This window comes from Paenibacillus terrae (genome assembly GCF_000943545.1).
Lineage (GTDB): Bacteria > Bacillota > Bacilli > Paenibacillales > Paenibacillaceae > Paenibacillus > Paenibacillus terrae_A.
Window position 1 is genome coordinate 16,729 of the sequence record NZ_JTHP01000005.1, and the last position, 17,776, is coordinate 34,504.

Consider the following 17,776-nt stretch of genomic DNA (forward strand, 5'->3'; position numbering starts at 1 on the left):
CTTATTCCGTGCCTACTTGACCGCCTTGGATATGATCTGATTCAGCTTCTCAATCGTTGCCTCAGCATCCTGCTTGCCGAGGAACATCAGGTCAATCGTCTCCGTGATATCCGAATTTAATCCCGGTACCTGAGCGTCATAAGCCATTGCGGAGCCGTGGGCATGCCCCTTGTCGCGTCCTTCGGTCAAATAGCTTGAATGTTCAATCATCGCCTTTTTCATAATGCTCTCATCTGCGGCGGCAAGCGTACCCATGGCATTCCCACCTTCAACCAGTCGCACCTCCTGCCCCTTCACCGAGACGTAGAATGCCGCCAGCTTCATGGCCTCTTGCAGATGCGGACTGTTTTTGTTCACGGCTACGTAAGCAAGCGGAATGGCGACAGGTTCATTTTTGCCTGTATTGGAAGGCCAGTAAATATAATCAAAGTCGAGACTTTTATTTTGACTGAACAAGGGCTCCAGCCATCTTCCGGCCGCCAGCATACCGACCTGGTTGGACATAAACATTGCGTCAGCCCCTTGCCCCTTGGGAAGTGAGCCGAGATATACCGCATTTCCCTTGTTCACCATATCGTACATGAAGCCAAAGGCTTCCTTACCCTTTTCATTGTGGTCCAGCACATACTTGCCTTGTTCATCAAAAATCCGTCCGCCATTCGACCACACCCATGAATACCAGTGAGCCCACCAGTTTTCTGCGATATAGCCCTGTTTTCCGGCAGCTTTCAGCTTCGATGTGACTTCCTCAAAGGCGTCCCAGTTCCATTTGCCCTCGTCATAATATTCCTGCGGTGTCTTCACACTGGCATCCTTAAAGACCTTTTTGTTGTAATACATCACCATCGGATTCGAGTCAGGAGTGACCCCGTAAATTTCCCCATCGCGTTTGGCTGGACCCCACAATCCCTCCGGAAAATCTTCGGCCTTCACATCACTGGCATCACTTTTTAAAAATTCACCCAACGGCTGCACCTGCTTCGCTCCAATCAAACGCGCAATGGTCGGCTCATACGAATAAAACACGTCCGGCCCGCGGCTTCCCTGAAGCTGTGTCAGCAGCTTTTGCTCATATTGGTCTCCCGGTACAGGCACCAGCTTAACCTCAATATTCGGGTTTTCCTTCTCAAATGCATCCAGTGCCCGCTGGTACACCTTCACCTCCGCAGGATTCCCCCAGACTTGCATGGTCAGCCGGACTTTTTTCCCTTCCGTGTTTTCCAGCTTGGGAGAGGTACTGCATGCTGCTGCAAGTAAAAACAGAACGCTGAGAAAAAAACCAATTTTTATCCAGCTCATGTAATTGTCCATCTTAACCGCCTCCTGTAGCTTCGCATGGTTGTATGTCATTATTTTATTAAAGCGCTTACAAAAACTTTCCCTATCATCATATGTAGGAGAAGGGAACACGATATCACCATTCTCATTTTTTATATAAATTTTTTTCTTCCCGACGAGATATATGTATGTAAAATGTGGTGCAAAACGAACAAGGCAGCCCTTGGATCAAGGCTGCCTTAAATGTGTTATTGAAATTGTAGAGACTACTTTCAGCTACATAACGGACAACGCTCCCTCAGGCTGCTCCGCTCTGACAAGCAAAGCTGCTTGGGCCGCGGCAATGCGGGCAAATGGCACCCGGTACGGTGAGCAACTGACATAGTCCAGTCCGCTGCGGTGACAAAAGAGAATAGACTCACTATCCCCGCCATGCTCACCACAGATACCTGTCTCCAGAAAAGGCTTTTTCTCCTTACCCTTGATAACAGCCCATTCGATCAATTTGCCTACGCCATCCTGATCCAACACCTGAAAGGGATTCGTTTCCAGAATATTCTTCTCCATATAGGAGCCGAGGAATTTACCTTCGGCATCATCCCGACTGTAACCAAAGGTCATTTGTGTCAGATCATTGGTTCCAAAGGAGAAAAAGTCGGCGTACTGTGCCACGCTGTCTGCAAGCAGGGCGGCTCTTGGAACCTCAATCATGGTGCCCACCCGATACTTGAACCACTTGAATTCCTCGCTAAGCACCTGAGCTGCCACCTCATCGACCAGTTCTCTCATCTGCTTGAGTTCATTCGAATGACCGACCAGCGGAATCATAATCCCTGGTCTCACATCCACGCCCCTGCGCAGTGCTGCTTCCGCGGCCTTAAAGATCGCTTCAACCTGCATATCGTATATCTCCGGAAACAGAATGCCCAGCCGAACACCGCGCAATCCCAGCATAGGGTTAATCTCACGCAGGTCGTGCACCTTGGAGATGGTTCTTTTAAGACGTTGAAGCTCCTCCACATGGCCGCCGGAAAGCTCAAGCTCCCGCTGTTGCTCCTGAAGCTGCTCAAGGTTCGGCAGGAACTCATGTAATGGCGGGTCCAGCAGGCGAATCGTCATCGGTAAACCGTCCATCGCACTGAACATAGCCTCAAAGTCGGATTGTTGCATTTGGAGCAGACGATTCAAATGAAGAACCCGCTCCTCCTGATCCTCGGCCAAAATCATCGCCTGAACGATAGGCAGCCGTTGGCCCGAGAAAAACATATGCTCTGTCCGGCACAGCCCGATGCCCTCAGCTCCAAATTCCCGAGCTTTGGCGGCGTCGAGTGGCGTATCCGCATTGGTGTAGACCTTCAACGTCCGAATTTCATCCGCAATCTCCAGCAGCTTCAACAGCTCCGGTGTAATGACTGGCTCGTTGAGCAACAAACTGCCTTGGTACACCTGCCCGGAGGTCGAATCGATCGAAATATTTTCCCCTTCCTGAAAGGTAAGGGTACCGATGCTGACGCTTCGACTGTCCAGATCAATCCTCAGCGTGTCACAGCCGCAAATGCAGGGTTTACCCATGCCCCTTGCAACCACAGCAGCATGGCTGGTCATCCCACCTCGACTTGTCAGCACGCCTTCGGCGGCAATGATCCCGTGAACATCATCGGGTGAGGTCTCCACACTGACCAGGATGACTTTCTGCCCGTCCTTCTTCCAGTTCTCTGCCGTATCGGCGTCGAATACAATGCGCCCACTCGCTGCGCCGGGTGAGGCAGGCAGACCTTGGGCAATCGCAACCAGCGGTGTGGAAACATCAATGGAGCGATGCAGCAGTTGATCCATGTGGGACGGCTCAATCCGTTGGATAGCCTCTTCTTTGCTGATAATCCCTTCCTCCACCAGATCCACAGCTATTTTCACAGCCGCCTGCGCCGTTCTTTTGCCGCTGCGCGTCTGTAACAGATACAGATTTCCTTTTTCAATCGTGAATTCGATATCCTGCATATCCCGATAATGACGCTCTAACAAGGAAGCCAGCTCTTCCAGACGACCATAGACTAGCGGCTGCTCTTCCAAAAGTTGAGGAATAGGGTTAGGCGTTCTTATTCCTGCCACGACGTCCTCTCCCTGAGCATTTACCATGTACTCGCCATACAGTTCATTCATACCTGTGGAGGGATTGCGGGTGAAGAGCACCCCGGTTCCACTTTCGTTGCCGAGATTGCCAAATACCATGGCCTGAATGTTCACTGCTGTTCCTTGTTCATCTGGAATACCGTAAGCCTTCCTGTAAACCTTGGCACGCATATTGTTCCAGCTGCGAAATACAGCCTCTACCGCCATTTGCAATTGCTGATACACATCCTGTGGAAACGGCTGTCCGTTCTGCTCTGCGACAAGATCTTTATAATGTCCGATCAGTTCCTTCCATTCTTCCGCGCTAACCTCCTGGTCACTGCTACGCCCATGGGTCTGCTTGCTCTGCTCCTGAAGCTGGTCAAAATGATTGGATTCGATACCCAGCACCACTTCGCCAAACATTTGAATAAATCTACGGTAACAATCATAGGCGAAGGTCTCATTTCCCGTCTGCTCTGCCAATCCACGCACGGTTTCATCATTCAGACCCAGGTTCAGTATCGTATCCATCATACCGGGCATCGAGGTTACTGATCCTGAACGAACAGATACCAGCAAAGGCCGCTCCGTATCTCCGAATATAGCCGACTGGGCTTCCTCAACGTCGTGCAGGGCAATGACGATTTCTCCCAACAAACCCTCCGGGAGCTTGCCGCCGGAAGTAAAGTAGGCTCGGCACGCCTCAGTGGTCACCGTAAAGCCGGGAGGGATTGGGAGACTCAGTGTCGTCATTTCCGCTAGATTGGCGCCTTTTCCTCCTAGTAGCGCTTTCATCCCCAACTTACCTTCGTTAAATGAGTACACTCTTTTCAGCATTGAATTCATTCCCTCCACTTATCGAGATACATGCCTGAAATGATCTATAGGTTTACTTAAAGTTGTAACACAAAGTAAGTGGTTATTTCAATATATAATACGTAATATATATTTATTATATTTGTTTATGACGTTTTAAATAGCGATAAACCTCATTTATAAAACACTTTAATTCGTGGTTAGCCGTATGTTGGGATAGAGTGATTCTATCCCAACATACCTGTCCATCCTGCAACTCAGGACGGGTTCCAAAAAACAAAAAAAACGTCTGTTTGTACAGACGTCCCTTTGCTCAGCTCAGATTTTATTTTTCTACATCTCTGTTAGCATCTTTTCAAAAACATTATAGCCGTTCGTTTCGCCTATATACGTATAACCGCATTGTCTGTAAAACTCGCTAAGTTTGTCATTTCCCGCAATACAGTCTAAACGGATTCGATCCTTGCCTGTGAAGTGGATGCCTTGTTCAATCCATTGCATCAGCTCACGGCCTAGCCCCTTCCCGGTGCTATCGCGATCTACAACCAAACGATGCAGGTATACTGCCGTTCCCGGCTCGGAATCCGCTTCATTTAATCCCCACAACTTACGATCCCATGCACTGGGCTGCTGTTGTAGAATCATGGAGCCTGCCAAAGAATGCCCCTCTGACTTTCGGAAAATGATCACTTCTCCGCGCGAAATAGCGCCTCCCAGATTATGATCATCCTTCCCTTTCAATAACTTGCCCCATTGAGTGGAACCCTTGCTGTGCAGCCATCTGGCAGTCTGTAAAATTAACTCGTGAACTTGAGCCTGATCCTCTGCGCCTGCCTGAAAAGCCATTAATCCTGGTTTGACGGATGATTCAACAATAGTCATTGATGTCATGCTGCACCTCAACTCTCTGATTTTCCTTATGTATAAAATATAGCATAAAAAAAGAGCGTCTGATGATCTAGCAGAGCACCTATGATAAAAGTCCAGTGATCTGGAAAAAGTTTTCTCGTTCAAAATCTACTGCTTTCAAGCAGAGAGCTTCTTTTCCATTCTATCCACACCATAAAGATCAAAAAGGGTATGCCGATACAGGCCAGCACCGGGGTTACGGGAAACCCAACCGGCTCGTTAATTTTAGCGGAAATGACTTTGGCCAGCATTAACAGACCTCCCCCCCAAAAGACGGAGCCCAAAATGAGAAGCCGTGGACGGTTTCCTATCATACAACGCATGAAATAAGGCACAATAAGTCCTATATATCCGATGGTACCACATGCCCACACGGTAACGGCGGTCAACACAATCGCGAAGGGAATGTATAAAGGACTAAGCTGCTTGGGGAATGCAAAGACAGAGCCCGCAACGAGAATTGTAAGCACTGCAAGCCAAAACGTGAATGATCCTTCTCTTATTCCCCACCCTCCCTGAGAGATTGCCCACTCTTGCTGATTTTCTCCAAGTAGCATAATAACTCCCGACGCTGAACGAAGGACAACATCAATAATGAAACCAATCATGAATAAATGAATCCCCGCAGACCGTCCTCGAATGAAACGGATTTTATTCAATGTAAATACAATGAATCCCCCAAACACCGCTCCTGCAATACAAAGAGCCATACTACCAAAAGAGTCCATGTCCATCCCAAGTAAAAGGACAACACATAGCCCTACCATTGCCCCAGGCATAAGTCCGGTTAAGGTTGGTGATGCAAACCGATTAGCTGTTCGTAATTGTAAAAGAGTTCCTGAAACGGCCAGACATCCTCCAAGCAACAACATATCCAATGCAAATGGCATACGAATATGGTATACAACTTCCACAAATGTGGGATTGGGATTTGAAGAAAAAAACACTTCCAATATCTCTGCATAGCTGATAGGAAATATACCTGTGATTAGCGACAGAAACAAACCAAGGATCAATAAAGCAAATCCTGTAACCAAGGTCAAAACAATTCTTAGTGGACGTGGTGGAGCTGCATTCGGTTCGCCAGCAATCGTCCCACCTCCACATTCACCCACATGTATTTCTTGTTCACTCATCAGATTTAAAAGATCCCCTTTCCTCATTTACCATAAAATACGAATACTACTATACTCTTATCGGTCATTTATGGTGAAAAATGTAACCTTTCTAATCATATCAACCGATGATATCCGTATGAGAAATGATAGAAAGGTTGTGAATGAGGTGCCAAGCCGTAATCCATATCTCCTCAAAAGGATATTTGGCATAAACAAAGAACGTATACTCATCTTCGCGCTGCTGCTGATCCCGGCTATCGCTGCCTTTATTGGAACACGGCCTATGCCTACACAGTATATTTTGCAGGGAGAAATGCATCCGGTCAAAGATCTTGGCGTTCAGGGAAGCGTGTTTTTTGCGTCTGTTCAAACGGGTATTGCTAACAATCTTCTGGAGCGTTGGAATGTATATTCCAATGAAAATGTATCTGGGGGAGAGATTAAATTTGAACCCCTTGCCCCTGATGAAGTGGACTCTTATTTGAAGGACCTCACAGAGACGGACACGCTAAAATATTCTGCCATGCAAGCCGTACATGCAGCGACGGAATTAAGCGTAGACAGCGACACAGCTGGGGCTACGGCGACTTTCTCGAATCTTAGCAAATTGGAGGATGCTCGCTATGCAGAGCTATTGACTCATTTGCAGGATCTTTCGGGAAATTCCTTGGGTCTGATGACAGGTATCGGGCTGTATGAGGAAGCCAAAAACATCGACTTCTCAGATGGCGGACGTCACAAAATCGCAGGCTCTGGCACGATGGAAGAATACGGAGATATCGGATCGGTCGGTGGGCTGGAGCAAAAGCTGCTGGGAGCCGAGGCCGCAAAGGTTGATCTATTTTTCGTACCGGCAGATTATGAATGGTACGGTGAGGAAGGCAACGAAGCAGAAGCTGCCCGAGTTCAAAAGGAGCATGGACTCAAGCTGCGCATTATCCCCGTTGAAACACTGGAGGATGCTATCGTGTATTTGAAGCAACTAGACTGGGAGGAAGTACATCTTGAATGATTCAGATTCCAAAGCATTCCCATCAAAGACAGCTGGCAGCGTACATCAAGCCCTGCTAGCGGTGGGCACTATAGGCGAATTTCTCATCCTTATTTTTACGTTAGTGTATATTTACGCAAATGATTTTTATTACGATCATCTATACGAGCTGGAGCAAAAATTTACAGTTTTTAGCTTTGTTCTGTACTACATGTGTTTTGTAACCTATCTGATCTGGCTAGTTCAAGTACATAAAGCCATCCGGCAAAAGCATTCCGATTATCCGATTCGTACCGTTGGAGCTATGGCTCGCATGATTCCTTTTATTAACTTGTGGGGATTCTCCAATACATTCACCCATATTTATAGGTACTTTGCGCTCCACCCCGAATTGGAGCGCAAAGCTCGTTATATTCAAAAGATGATTGTTCCGCTATATTTTGTCTGGTTTGGTGAAGGGATTATTAACCGAATTCTTATCCGACATTTTTCCCATATGGAATCGATGTCCATGTTGTTAGGAGCCATTATGCAAACTTCCAGAATGGCCTTCTTTTACTGCATGACACGGGTCATTCACAATAGTCTGGTCATGCTGTATAAAAAAGATGAAGAAGGATTGCATTAAAAAAACGAGCTGGCCTCCCCGGTCAGCTCGTTTCAATTTCCATACCCAGGATTTAATTCGCCTGTGAAGCAGGCACAATTCGGTACAATCCCGCAGCATCTCCAGTCGCGGGCCGATCTTCCTGTATCGACCAGCCGAATGACAGCACCTGCTCCAGCCGAGCATACTCAACCTTCGTCAGCTCGGATGTAACGGCTTCGCTTCCTTCCTCCAGTGACAGCTCAGGCTCTCGCCCAAACGCAGCGGCAATCCATGAACGGATTCCCCGTATCGTGTTGTACTTGATCTGATATCCGTCCGTTACCGCGCTGACAAACACCTCCGGCTCTTTGGTCGCCAGCCCGGTGGCAAGCTCCGCATAATCAAAATCGGACTGTCCGTCCGACGGCAGTTCATTGTGCTGCACCCGACGGATTAGCTCCTCATCAGACCAGCCTAATGCGCGTAAAGATTCCAGCATGAGCGCGTCCCATTGGGAAATACGTACTCTTTTCGTCGATTCAGTCATCGTTTTGTGCCTCCTTATTGATCACGTACATCGTACACCAACCTTAACCTAACGGTTAACCGGGTACGCTACATAATGGCCAGGACTGATTTCACGCAGCTCAGCGGCACTCTCACCGTCCTTGTCCCATGCCAAAGAACCGTCTGGTTGGGCGAAGCCCGCCCCAAAACCGTCCCGCTCTCCAGCTGCTCTCGGATCAGGCACAGGGATAGAGGACAGCAGCGCCTGTGTATACGGATGGGCTGGCTGCTCATACAGCTCATCCGCGTCGGCTACCTCCACCAATCTTCCATGATACATCACACCAATCCGGTCTGAAATATGCCGCACCATCGACAAGTCATGGGCGATGAACAGATACGTCAGCCCGAATTCCTGCTGGAGATCCTCCAGCGTGTTAATGACCTGTGCCTGAATAGACACGTCCAGCGCCGAAATCGGTTCGTCGCAGACGATAAACTCCGGTTTCACGGATAAAGCACGCGCGATAGAAATCCGCTGGCGTTGTCCGCCGCTGAATTCATGGGAGTAGCGGTACAAGTGCTCCCGCTTCAGTCCGACCTTTTCAAGTAAAGCCACGACGGCATCCTTACGCTCACTGCCCTGATGCAATCTGTGAATATCCATCGGCTCGCCAATCAGGTCGAGCACGTTCATACCCGGGTTAAGCGAGGAATACGGGTCCTGAAAAATGCTCTGAATGCGCCGACGCAGCGGCTTGAGCTGCTTATCGTTCAGTTTGGAAATATCCTGACCGTCAAAGCGCACCGTCCCTTCCGTATAATCGTATAACCGCGTCAGGCAGCGTCCAACCGTCGATTTACCGCTGCCCGACTCGCCGACCAGTCCGAACGTCTCACCACGCTTGATCTGGAAGCTCACGCCGTCAACCGCCTTGAGTACCTCCGAGCTGCCCCCCAACAGATCCTTGGCTGTTACAAAATGCTTCTTAAGCTGGTGTACCTCCACCAAGGGCTGACTTTCGCCCATTGCATTGCTCACTTCACTCACGTTAAACCCTCCCTTCCACATGGCCCGCTTCGGGCGTCTCGTAGACTCCGGCAGGCACAGCGTCCGGCTCGTTCAGCCAGCAGGCCGCCCGTTGATCCGGGCGAAGCTCCACCATCGGTGGCCGCTCTACACAGCGGGCAAAGGCATGAGGGCACCGTTCCATGAACGGACAGCCGGACGGCGGGTCCAGCAGGTCCGGCGGCGTGCCCTCGATCGGCACCAGCCGCTCGCGGAAGCCGTTCGTGCGCTGCGGCACAGAGCGCAGCAGGCCCTGCGTATACGGGTGGGCCGGACGATAAAAGATATCGTCCACGCGACCCTCCTCCATCACCATGCCGCCGTACATCACGATGACACGGCTGCACACCTGGGCGACGACGCCCAGATCATGGGTGATCAGGGCAATCGCCATGTCGGATTGCTGCTTCAACGTCTTGAGCAGCTCCAGAATTTGCGCCTGGATCGTCACGTCCAGCGCCGTGGTCGGCTCGTCAGCAATCAGCAGCTCCGGGCTGCACGAGAGCGCCATCGCGATCATCACCCGCTGACGCATCCCCCCGCTGAATTGATGCGGGTATTGGTTCATCCGGCGTTCCGGCTCGGTAATCCCCACCTGTCGCAGCAGCTCCACAGCGGCTTTCGTAGCCGCCTCCTTGCCCAGTCCCTGGTGTCTGCGTATCACCTCCACCAGATGATAGCCGACCTTCTTGACCGGGTTCAGCGAGGTCATCGGGTCCTGAAAGACCATCGCAATCTGGTTCCCGCGTATTTTACGCCATTGCTTTTCCGTTAGAGCCGTCAGACTTTCTCCCCGGTAACGAATATCGCCATTCAGCCGCTTGCCCGGCGGGGCAATCATGGACAGGATCGCTTTAGCTGTAACGCTTTTACCGCTACCGGATTCTCCTACGATTCCTACCGTTTCTCCAGCATCAATATGAAAGCTAACCCCTCGAACCGCCTGGTTCTCCCCCTCACGAGTGAAAAAGGAAACCTCCAGCTGTTCGACGGACAGCAGATGTTCCGTCATTGTGTTGTCGCTCCTTTCTGTCGCTCCTGGAGCCATTGGTAATGGTTCTTGTAGCTGGTTGCGAATCATCGTTTCACCAGCTTGGGTTCAAAGCCTACACGCAGCACGTCCCCCAAGACATTAAAGCTAAGCACGGTCAGTAAAATAAGCAGCCCAGGGAATAAGGCCATATATGGAGCCTGTGCAATATACCCTTGAGCATTATTCAGCATACTTCCCCACGTAGCGTTCGGCAGTTGCACACCAAAGCCGAGGAAGCTCAGTGACGATTCCATCATAATTGCCGAAGCGATATTGTTCGTCGCCCCCACGATAATTACCGGAATCAGGTTCGGGACGATGTGCTTCAGAATGATCCCGAATGTGCTTTGTCCCGATGCTTTGGCATACAGCACATATTCCCGTTCCCGCAGCGTCATCGTCTCTGCCCGGACCACCCGGGCAATATTCATCCACATCAGCAGGGCGATAATGACAATAATATTGCCGACGCCCGGCTTCAAAAACACACTCAACAGCAAAATAACCAAAAAAGACGGAATCGACATGATCAGCTCCAAAATCCGCATGAGCAAATTATCGATCCATCCGCCGAAATAGCCGCTCACAATGCCTACTATCGCGCCAATACTGGTCGCAATAATCATGGACGCAAAGCCCACCAACAAAGATACACGACCACCGTACAGCGCCCTTGTAAAATAGTCTCGGCCGTAGTCATCCGTTCCAAACCAGTGTGACGCTCCCGGCGGTTGGAGTCGTTCCAGCACGTTCAGCTTGTTCGGGTCCTGCGGTGACAAAAAAGCGAAGATTGCCCCCAGCGAGAATACGATCAATAGTATGAGGGCGGCGGCGCCCATTTTGCTCGTCATCAGCTCGATCCCGATGTTGCGCCATTTGCTCCGATTCATGAGTTCACCTCGTTGATTTAATTCTCGGGTCCGCGATGCTGTACAAAATATCCGCAAGCAGATTGCCCAGGATCAGCAGCAGGGCGGAAAACAGTGTAATGCCCATAATAACAGGATAATCCATCCCTTTTACCGCCGTCATGCCCAGCGAGCCAATGCCCGGCCAGGAAAATACCGTCTCGGTCACGATGGCTCCGGCTACCAGATCTGCAACCGACATACCGAGCAGCGTAATGATGGGCAACAGCACATGCTTGAGCACATGCCGAAATAATACCAGTCGTTTTCCAGACCCGAATGCATATTGAATCTGCACGTATTCTTCCTTGAGCTGCGTTATTGTACTGGAGCGGATATACCTCACATACACAGATAAAAACCCGAAAGCTAATACAAAACACGGTAAAATCCCATGCTTGATCACATCGAGCGCCGAGTCCGTTCCAATGGTCCGCATCCCCGTACTTGGAAGCCAATGCAGATAAATAGCAAACGAATAAATAAGTAAAATGCCGAGCCAAAACAATGGCACAGAAATCCCGATGTATGACATCAGGTTAATCAGCTTGTCGATCCAGCGGTTTCGATTGGCGGCAGCCGTCAAGCCGAGTGGAATCGCAATCAGGACAGCCAGTACAATGGATGCACCCATTAATCCGGCGGTAGCCGGGAGGCGATCCAGAATCTGATCCAGTACCGGCTGGTGATTAATCAGCGAGTAGCCCAAATCACCTGTGAGACTTTTTTTGAGCCATAACATGTACTGCACATAAGCAGGCTGATCCAGCCCCAAGCTGTGCCTCATACGTTCGATATCTTCCAGATGCATATTCGGTGTAACAAAAGAGAGAACCGGATCACCTGGAGCCAGCTTGATCAAGCCGAAGCAGACGATGGATACGAAAAATAGCATCGGTATAACTTGCAGCAATCTTCTGGCGATGAGTTGTCTCATACGTTTCTCTTCCCCTTGCTGTTCTCGAAAAAAATAAGCTGGTTCTCCCAGCTTATTTTTTGAAAACCCTGTCTTATTTGTGATAAATTTTGGACAAATCTTCGAAAATTACGACCGGTTTCAGCACAGCCTGATCAATACCGCCATACTGCTTGTCGAACGCTACAATCGTTTTGGTATAAGCAATCGGGTAGATAACTGCATCATCAGCCAAAATCTCTTGTACCTTTTTGTAGATTTCTCCACGTTTGGTCGTATCCGACTCCGCTGCGCCTTCTTCCATCAACTTATCCACTGCTTTGTTGGAATAATGCGAATAGTTGGAGGACGATCCGGTGCTATACAAGATACGGTACGCATCCGGGTCATAACCCATGATATAGCCGCTGATCGCCAGATCGAAGTCCTTGGCATTCGTATCGACGAATTTTTGCGACCAAGCCGAGGAATCCATGCTGTTTACATCCAACTGAACGCCGATATCCTTCAACTTCTGCTGAATGTACAGCGCTTGTGCCTCTTGCACCTTATTACCGCCCGGGATAATAATGCGCAGCTTCAGTCCTTCAGCTCCAGCCGATTTCAGCAGTTCTTTCGCCTTGTTCACATCATTATTGAAAAATGGAACATCGTTCGTGTGATACAGCACGTCCTGTGTCAGTGCAGACTTCGCAGTATCCGCATAATCCTTGGAGCCATAAGATACCTGAATCAACTCATCCTGATTCAGCGCATAAGAGAGCGCCTGACGCACTTCTTTTTTGTTCAACTGCTTCGTGTCGCTGTTCTCATTAAACATCAGATAAGCCAAACGGCCTTCGCTGTATGGGAAAATGTCAAATTTCCCGGTTGCTTTAATCGTCTCCACATTTTGCGGGTCTACATAGTTAACATTGATTTCGCCATTCTGGAGCGCCAAGCTCGCAGCATTCGAATCCTTCACAATTCGGTACGTCACAGAGTCCAGATGCGGCTTGCCACCAAAATAGTTATCGAACCGTTCCAGTGTCACGTACTCACCAGTTTTGTATTCTTTAAACTTGAACGGGCCGGAACCGACTGGAGTGTTGTTTTTCGTACTTTTCTCAATATCCGCTTCGTTCTCGAAAATATGCTTCGGAATCGGGGATACCTGTACCAGCGCCGCTTCAAAAGCAGGAGCTGCCTGCGGAAGCTTGAAATCCACCGTTGTATCATCAACCTTGCTCACCTGAACCGGCTTGCCGTTGATCATAAAATTACTTCTCAAAAAGCTGTGCTGCTTCTCGTCCAAAATTTTATTAATCGTGAAAACCACATCGTCAGCCGTCAGCTTTTGACCATCATGCCAGGTCAAATTCTTTTTCAGCTTCAGCGTGTACGTCAGCTTGTCTGCCGAAGGAGTCAGGCTATCTGCCAGATAGAATGTCTTCTTGCCGTTGTTCACCTGAAACAAAGGTGCGAATATCGCCTGATCTATCGTCAGACTCACCCGATCACCCGCATAGTTCGGGTTCAGCACCACCGGATCGGCTTGTACACCGATGATCAGGCTGCCGCCTTCCTTTGGTTGCCCGTTATCCGCTGTTGTAGCATTCGTATTCGCTGCACTTTCGTTTGTCGCAGACGAAGAACCGGAATTCCCGCCAGAGCAGGCACTTACCACCAACATTAATATGATCAATACAAATACACCAGTCCAATTACGTCGCATGTCTCTAGCCTCCGAGTTCTCTAAGTGTGTAATAAAAAATATTATAAATCGGAATAATCGGATTTACAATCAATCAAAAACTACCTAATTCCCCTTGTCATTAGAAATTCAGACATTATGTGATCGAATTCAGCAAAAAAAACACCCGTTTAGGGTGTCTTTTAGAAGACCAGCAAACTGATTAATGCCAGGATGGCGGGTAATCCTTGTTTCAATAAAATAGACTTATTGGACGTCAATGCACCATACACCGCAGCCACTACCACGCAAATGACAAAGAACAGCTGAATTTGCCAGCCTATCACAGCGTCCGGGTAGCACAAGCCCCACACCAATCCAGCTGCCAAAAAGCCGTTATACAATCCCTGATTTGCCGCCATGGACTTGGTTACTTCCGCCAGCTCCTTGGAGGTGCCGAACGTGCGCATCGCCCGTGGAGTCGTCCACAAAAACATTTCCAATATTAAAATGTACACATGCTCCAGAGCAACAATTCCCACCAATATTGAACTTATCAAGCTCAAGCGTATTCCTCTTTTCCACGCAAAATCGTTGTAAGTTGTAACTTTCGGATTCACTCTTGAGGATTATAATCCATTTCCCAAAATCAGTAAATAGACCGGGACTAAGCCCGGTCTAATTCTTGCATAGCGCTTAGAAGAATGTTAGTTACATGGTTCTCGCAAAATCCAGCAATGCTTTGGACATGCTGTTAATCTCGTCCGTAGATGCATTCACCTGCTGCGTGAGCGCGGCCTGTGTCTGCGTCAACGTAGACATGTTGCCGATGTTATGCAAAATCCGCTCGATAAGCGTCTTCATTTCGTCCAGACTGGTCTCAATATTTCCGGTCGCATCGGCGCTGTGAATGGCAAGCTTCCTTACTTCATCCGCAACTACGGCAAAGCCGCGTCCCTGTTCACCCGCACGGGATGCCTCGATCGCCGCATTCAGCCCAAGCAGATTCGTTTGATTGGCAATCTCTTTAATGAAGTTGGAAATGTTTTGTGTCTCTTCCGCGCTGACTTTGGCCTGATTAGCCGCCTCAGTCGATTGCTCTTGAGCCGTAGCCAGCTCCTGCGCCTGATTACTAACCGAGTTGACACCATTCACCATTTCCGCGATGGAATCCGAAAGATGCTGTATTTTGAGCGTGAGCTCGTCCGCAACGGACTGCTTTTGTTTTTCCAACGTTACATCACGGATAGTACCTGCCATGCGAATTGGCACTCCCTTACTGTCACGTATGCTTCCACCACTATTATAATACCAGCGGTATTCGCCATTTTTATTCTGCAAGCGGCAAGTTACTTCATAGGGAGTGCGATCTGAAAAATCATTCAAATGGTCGTTCAACGCTTTAAACGCTATTTCAACGTCATCTGGATGCAAGCGTGAACTCCAACTGCTAAGCGCACTCGGAAAGTCTTTCTCATCACTAAAACCCAGCGTTTTGCGAAATTGCGGTGACCACCAAAATTCACTATTTGGATTCTCTACATCTCCGTCAACCAGAATGATGTCGTATGGAGCTTCGATTAATACACGGTTAACAAGGTCATACCTTGTAACCATTGCTTCCAATTCCTCAGACTTGATTTTCTGGTCATTCACATCCAGCAAAGCGCCTGCGATTCGCAGTGGCACTCCTTGCTGATCTCGAATTGTCGTTCCAGTCGCACGGAACCAACGGTATTCGCCATGCTTCAGCTTTAAGCGATACTGAATGTCATAAGGAGTTTTTCCGGTATGATCCAGCAAATGATCCGCCAACGCTGCCAATACCCAGTCATAATCCTCCGGATGTAACCGGGATGCCCAGCTATCCAATACATTTGGGAAATCCTTTTCGCTCTGATACCCCAACATGGAGCGGAATTCATCTGTCCATGTGAACGTATTGTTTGGATTCACAGGATCACCTGCAATGACCTCCATATCCCATAAGCCGACTTCAATCGCCTTGGTGACGAGCTTCAGACGAATGTCGGTGTGTCGAGCCTCATTTTTGATGGATTCAAGCGCTTGGTTGACATTGTTTGCGATTTCTTGAACCTCAGAAGATGCAGAGGATAGTTGTATTGCGGCAGAGTAGTCCTTCTGCTGTATTTTTTGCGACAATTTGCGGCTTTCTTCCACTAAAGGAGCAAGTGATTGAGCCTCGTTTTTTTTGAGAAACATGATATGATCTTCCCTTCTGAACCAATGTTTGAAACGGTATATTTTATATCGGAATATTATCAATAATCATTATAAATAAAAATGAAATTAATTAGGTAAAAAGAACCATTTTTTAAGGCCATATGCCCAAATATTCATAGATAAAATATCGAAAAATGTCGAAAAAGGGAGAAACCTCACAGGTCTGGAAACGAAAAGAACACCCTCGCACTTACTCTGCAAGAGTGTTCTTTTCGGCAAATATTCGGTTTATTCGATTTTATTTCAAAGAAGCAGCGTATTCCTCGCCTTTTTCCTTATCATATTCGCCTTCCCATTTGGACATGACCACGGCGGCAAGTGAGTTGCCTAATACATTGACTACCGTACGCGCCATATCGAGAATACGATCAATACCAGCGATAAAGGCCAAGCCTTCCAGCGGAAGGTTCACTGATCCCAGTGTAGCGAGCAAAACTACAAAGGAAGCGCCCGGCACACCTGCCATACCTTTGGAAGAAATAATCAGCACTAGCATCAGCGTGATCTGTGTAGTGATCGGCAGATCAATACCATACATCTGGGCGATGAAGATCGCAGCCAGCGCCTGATACAAGGTGGAACCGTCCTGATTAAAGGAATATCCTATCGGAATGACAAAGGAAGTAATTCCTTTCGGACATCCGAACTTCTCCATTTTCTCCATGATCTTAGGCAGGACACTTTCCGAGCTGGCCGTTGAGTAGGCAAGTAGCAGCTCACTTTTCAAAATTTTGACCATAGTCCAGAGACGAGTACCGCAGAGCTTGGCGATAATTCCAAAAACAATCACAATGAATAGCAGCATGGAGCCGTACACCGACAAAACAAGCTTCAATAACGGCCACAATGAGGCCAGCCCAAACTTGGCTACTGTCGTTCCAATCAGTGCAAATACACCGAACGGAGCCAAGCGCATCACCTGATTGGTTACCCAGAACATAGCGTCGGCTACGCCTTCGAAGAAATTCAGCACAGGCTTGCCCTTGTTACCAATCGCCGCTACCCCTAGTCCGAACAAGACGGAGAAGAAGATAATAGCCAGCATATCCCCTTCGCCCAGCGCTTGAAAAATATTAGTAGGAACAATATGGACAATCGTATCCATAAAGCTGTGGCCTGACTTTTCAGCCGTCTCCACGTAGCTATGGATATCACTCTTGGCCAGGTGGGACATGTCTACACCGTCTCCGGGACGAACCAGATTCGCAACCAGCAATCCGAAAAGGATTGCAATGGTCGTCACAATTTCAAAGTACACAATAGACTTTCCGCCGAGCTTGCCCAGCTTTTTAATATCTCCGACGCCGGCTACGCCGATAATGAGAGTTGAGATCACAATAGGCACGACAATCATCTTAATCAACCGGATAAAAATATCGCCGATCGGCTTTAAGTAGACTTCCACCCCTGAATTGCCGTAAAATAAGGCACCAATAATAATACCTAAAGCCAGTCCGATAAAGATTTGCATCGTCAAATTAATCTTTTTCACTTCGTGTCTCCCCCCTGGCCGATTTGTATATTTTTTCAGTATGCTGTTCTTAATATTCAAATGGTGTTATTTATACTACAGTCTGATCTATAAAAACCGACAATTATCTACACCTGTATTTG

15 protein-coding genes are annotated in these 17,776 nt (G+C 48.5%); 2 read left to right on the forward strand and 13 right to left on the reverse strand.

The features are described from left to right. Positions 1-12: 12 nt before the first annotated feature. The 4 genes from QD47_RS04285 to QD47_RS04300 all read right to left on the reverse strand — a co-directional run bounded on the left by QD47_RS04285 (position 13) and on the right by QD47_RS04300 (position 6,251). Positions 13-1,311 carry an ABC transporter substrate-binding protein gene (locus tag QD47_RS04285; RefSeq protein ID WP_044644951.1) on the reverse strand — a complete coding sequence of 433 codons (1,299 nt, stop codon included), beginning with the start codon at positions 1,309-1,311 and terminating at the stop codon, positions 13-15. Positions 1,312-1,554: 243 nt separating this feature from the next. Next, positions 1,555-4,227: a pyruvate, phosphate dikinase gene (gene ppdK / locus QD47_RS04290; protein WP_044644952.1), complete on the reverse strand. Its 2,673-nt coding sequence runs from the start codon at positions 4,225-4,227 to the stop codon at positions 1,555-1,557. A gap of 312 nt (positions 4,228-4,539) precedes the next feature. Beyond that, the gene (locus QD47_RS04295) at positions 4,540-5,097 is read right to left on the reverse strand and encodes a GNAT family N-acetyltransferase (RefSeq protein ID WP_044644953.1); all 558 of its coding nucleotides are present in this window, start codon (positions 5,095-5,097) and stop codon (positions 4,540-4,542) included. A gap of 119 nt (positions 5,098-5,216) precedes the next feature. Continuing rightward, positions 5,217-6,251 (reverse strand): iron chelate uptake ABC transporter family permease subunit, encoded by a 1,035-nt coding sequence (locus QD47_RS04300; RefSeq protein WP_044644954.1) that lies wholly within the window; start codon positions 6,249-6,251, stop codon positions 5,217-5,219. A gap of 118 nt (positions 6,252-6,369) precedes the next feature. Here QD47_RS04300 and QD47_RS04305 point away from each other — a divergent pair, with 118 nt between their 5' ends. Next, positions 6,370-7,245, forward strand: a complete 876-nt coding sequence (locus tag QD47_RS04305; RefSeq protein ID WP_235332182.1) for a hypothetical protein — start codon at positions 6,370-6,372, stop codon at positions 7,243-7,245. Beyond that, positions 7,238-7,852 (forward strand): hypothetical protein, encoded by a 615-nt coding sequence (locus QD47_RS04310; protein ID WP_044644956.1) that lies wholly within the window; start codon positions 7,238-7,240, stop codon positions 7,850-7,852. Before QD47_RS04305 ends, QD47_RS04310 begins: the two co-directional genes overlap by 8 nt. Positions 7,853-7,904: 52 nt before the next feature. On the opposite strand, the gene QD47_RS04315 is transcribed toward QD47_RS04310, so the two are convergent. The 9 genes from QD47_RS04315 to QD47_RS04355 all read right to left on the reverse strand — a co-directional run bounded on the left by QD47_RS04315 (position 7,905) and on the right by QD47_RS04355 (position 17,654). Beyond that, positions 7,905-8,360 (reverse strand): hypothetical protein, encoded by a 456-nt coding sequence (locus QD47_RS04315; RefSeq protein WP_044644957.1) that lies wholly within the window; start codon positions 8,358-8,360, stop codon positions 7,905-7,907. A 48-nt stretch (positions 8,361-8,408) separates the two neighbouring features. After that, complete coding sequence (locus QD47_RS04320) at positions 8,409-9,350, reverse strand: ABC transporter ATP-binding protein (RefSeq protein WP_152643763.1); 942 nt, start codon at positions 9,348-9,350, stop codon at positions 8,409-8,411. Between the two features lie 22 nt (positions 9,351-9,372). Beyond that, a complete protein-coding gene (locus tag QD47_RS04325; protein ID WP_044644959.1) occupies positions 9,373-10,401 on the reverse strand; it encodes an ABC transporter ATP-binding protein in 1,029 nt (342 codons plus the stop codon). Between the two features lie 65 nt (positions 10,402-10,466). Beyond that, a complete protein-coding gene (locus tag QD47_RS04330) occupies positions 10,467-11,312 on the reverse strand; it encodes an ABC transporter permease (RefSeq protein WP_044644960.1) in 846 nt (281 codons plus the stop codon). 4 nt (positions 11,313-11,316) lie between these two features. After that, positions 11,317-12,267 (reverse strand): ABC transporter permease, encoded by a 951-nt coding sequence (locus QD47_RS04335; RefSeq protein WP_044644961.1) that lies wholly within the window; start codon positions 12,265-12,267, stop codon positions 11,317-11,319. Positions 12,268-12,340: 73 nt separating this feature from the next. Further along, positions 12,341-13,960 (reverse strand): ABC transporter substrate-binding protein, encoded by a 1,620-nt coding sequence (locus tag QD47_RS04340; protein WP_044644962.1) that lies wholly within the window; start codon positions 13,958-13,960, stop codon positions 12,341-12,343. A 161-nt stretch (positions 13,961-14,121) separates the two neighbouring features. Continuing rightward, positions 14,122-14,484, reverse strand: coding sequence for a DUF1304 domain-containing protein (locus QD47_RS04345; protein ID WP_044644963.1), 363 nt, complete (start codon positions 14,482-14,484; stop codon positions 14,122-14,124). Between the two features lie 145 nt (positions 14,485-14,629). Beyond that, a complete protein-coding gene (locus QD47_RS33865) occupies positions 14,630-16,141 on the reverse strand; it encodes a methyl-accepting chemotaxis protein (RefSeq protein ID WP_044644964.1) in 1,512 nt (503 codons plus the stop codon). 259 nt (positions 16,142-16,400) lie between these two features. Next, positions 16,401-17,654: a cation:dicarboxylate symporter family transporter gene (locus tag QD47_RS04355; RefSeq protein WP_044644965.1), complete on the reverse strand. Its 1,254-nt coding sequence runs from the start codon at positions 17,652-17,654 to the stop codon at positions 16,401-16,403. Positions 17,655-17,776 lie beyond the last annotated feature (122 nt).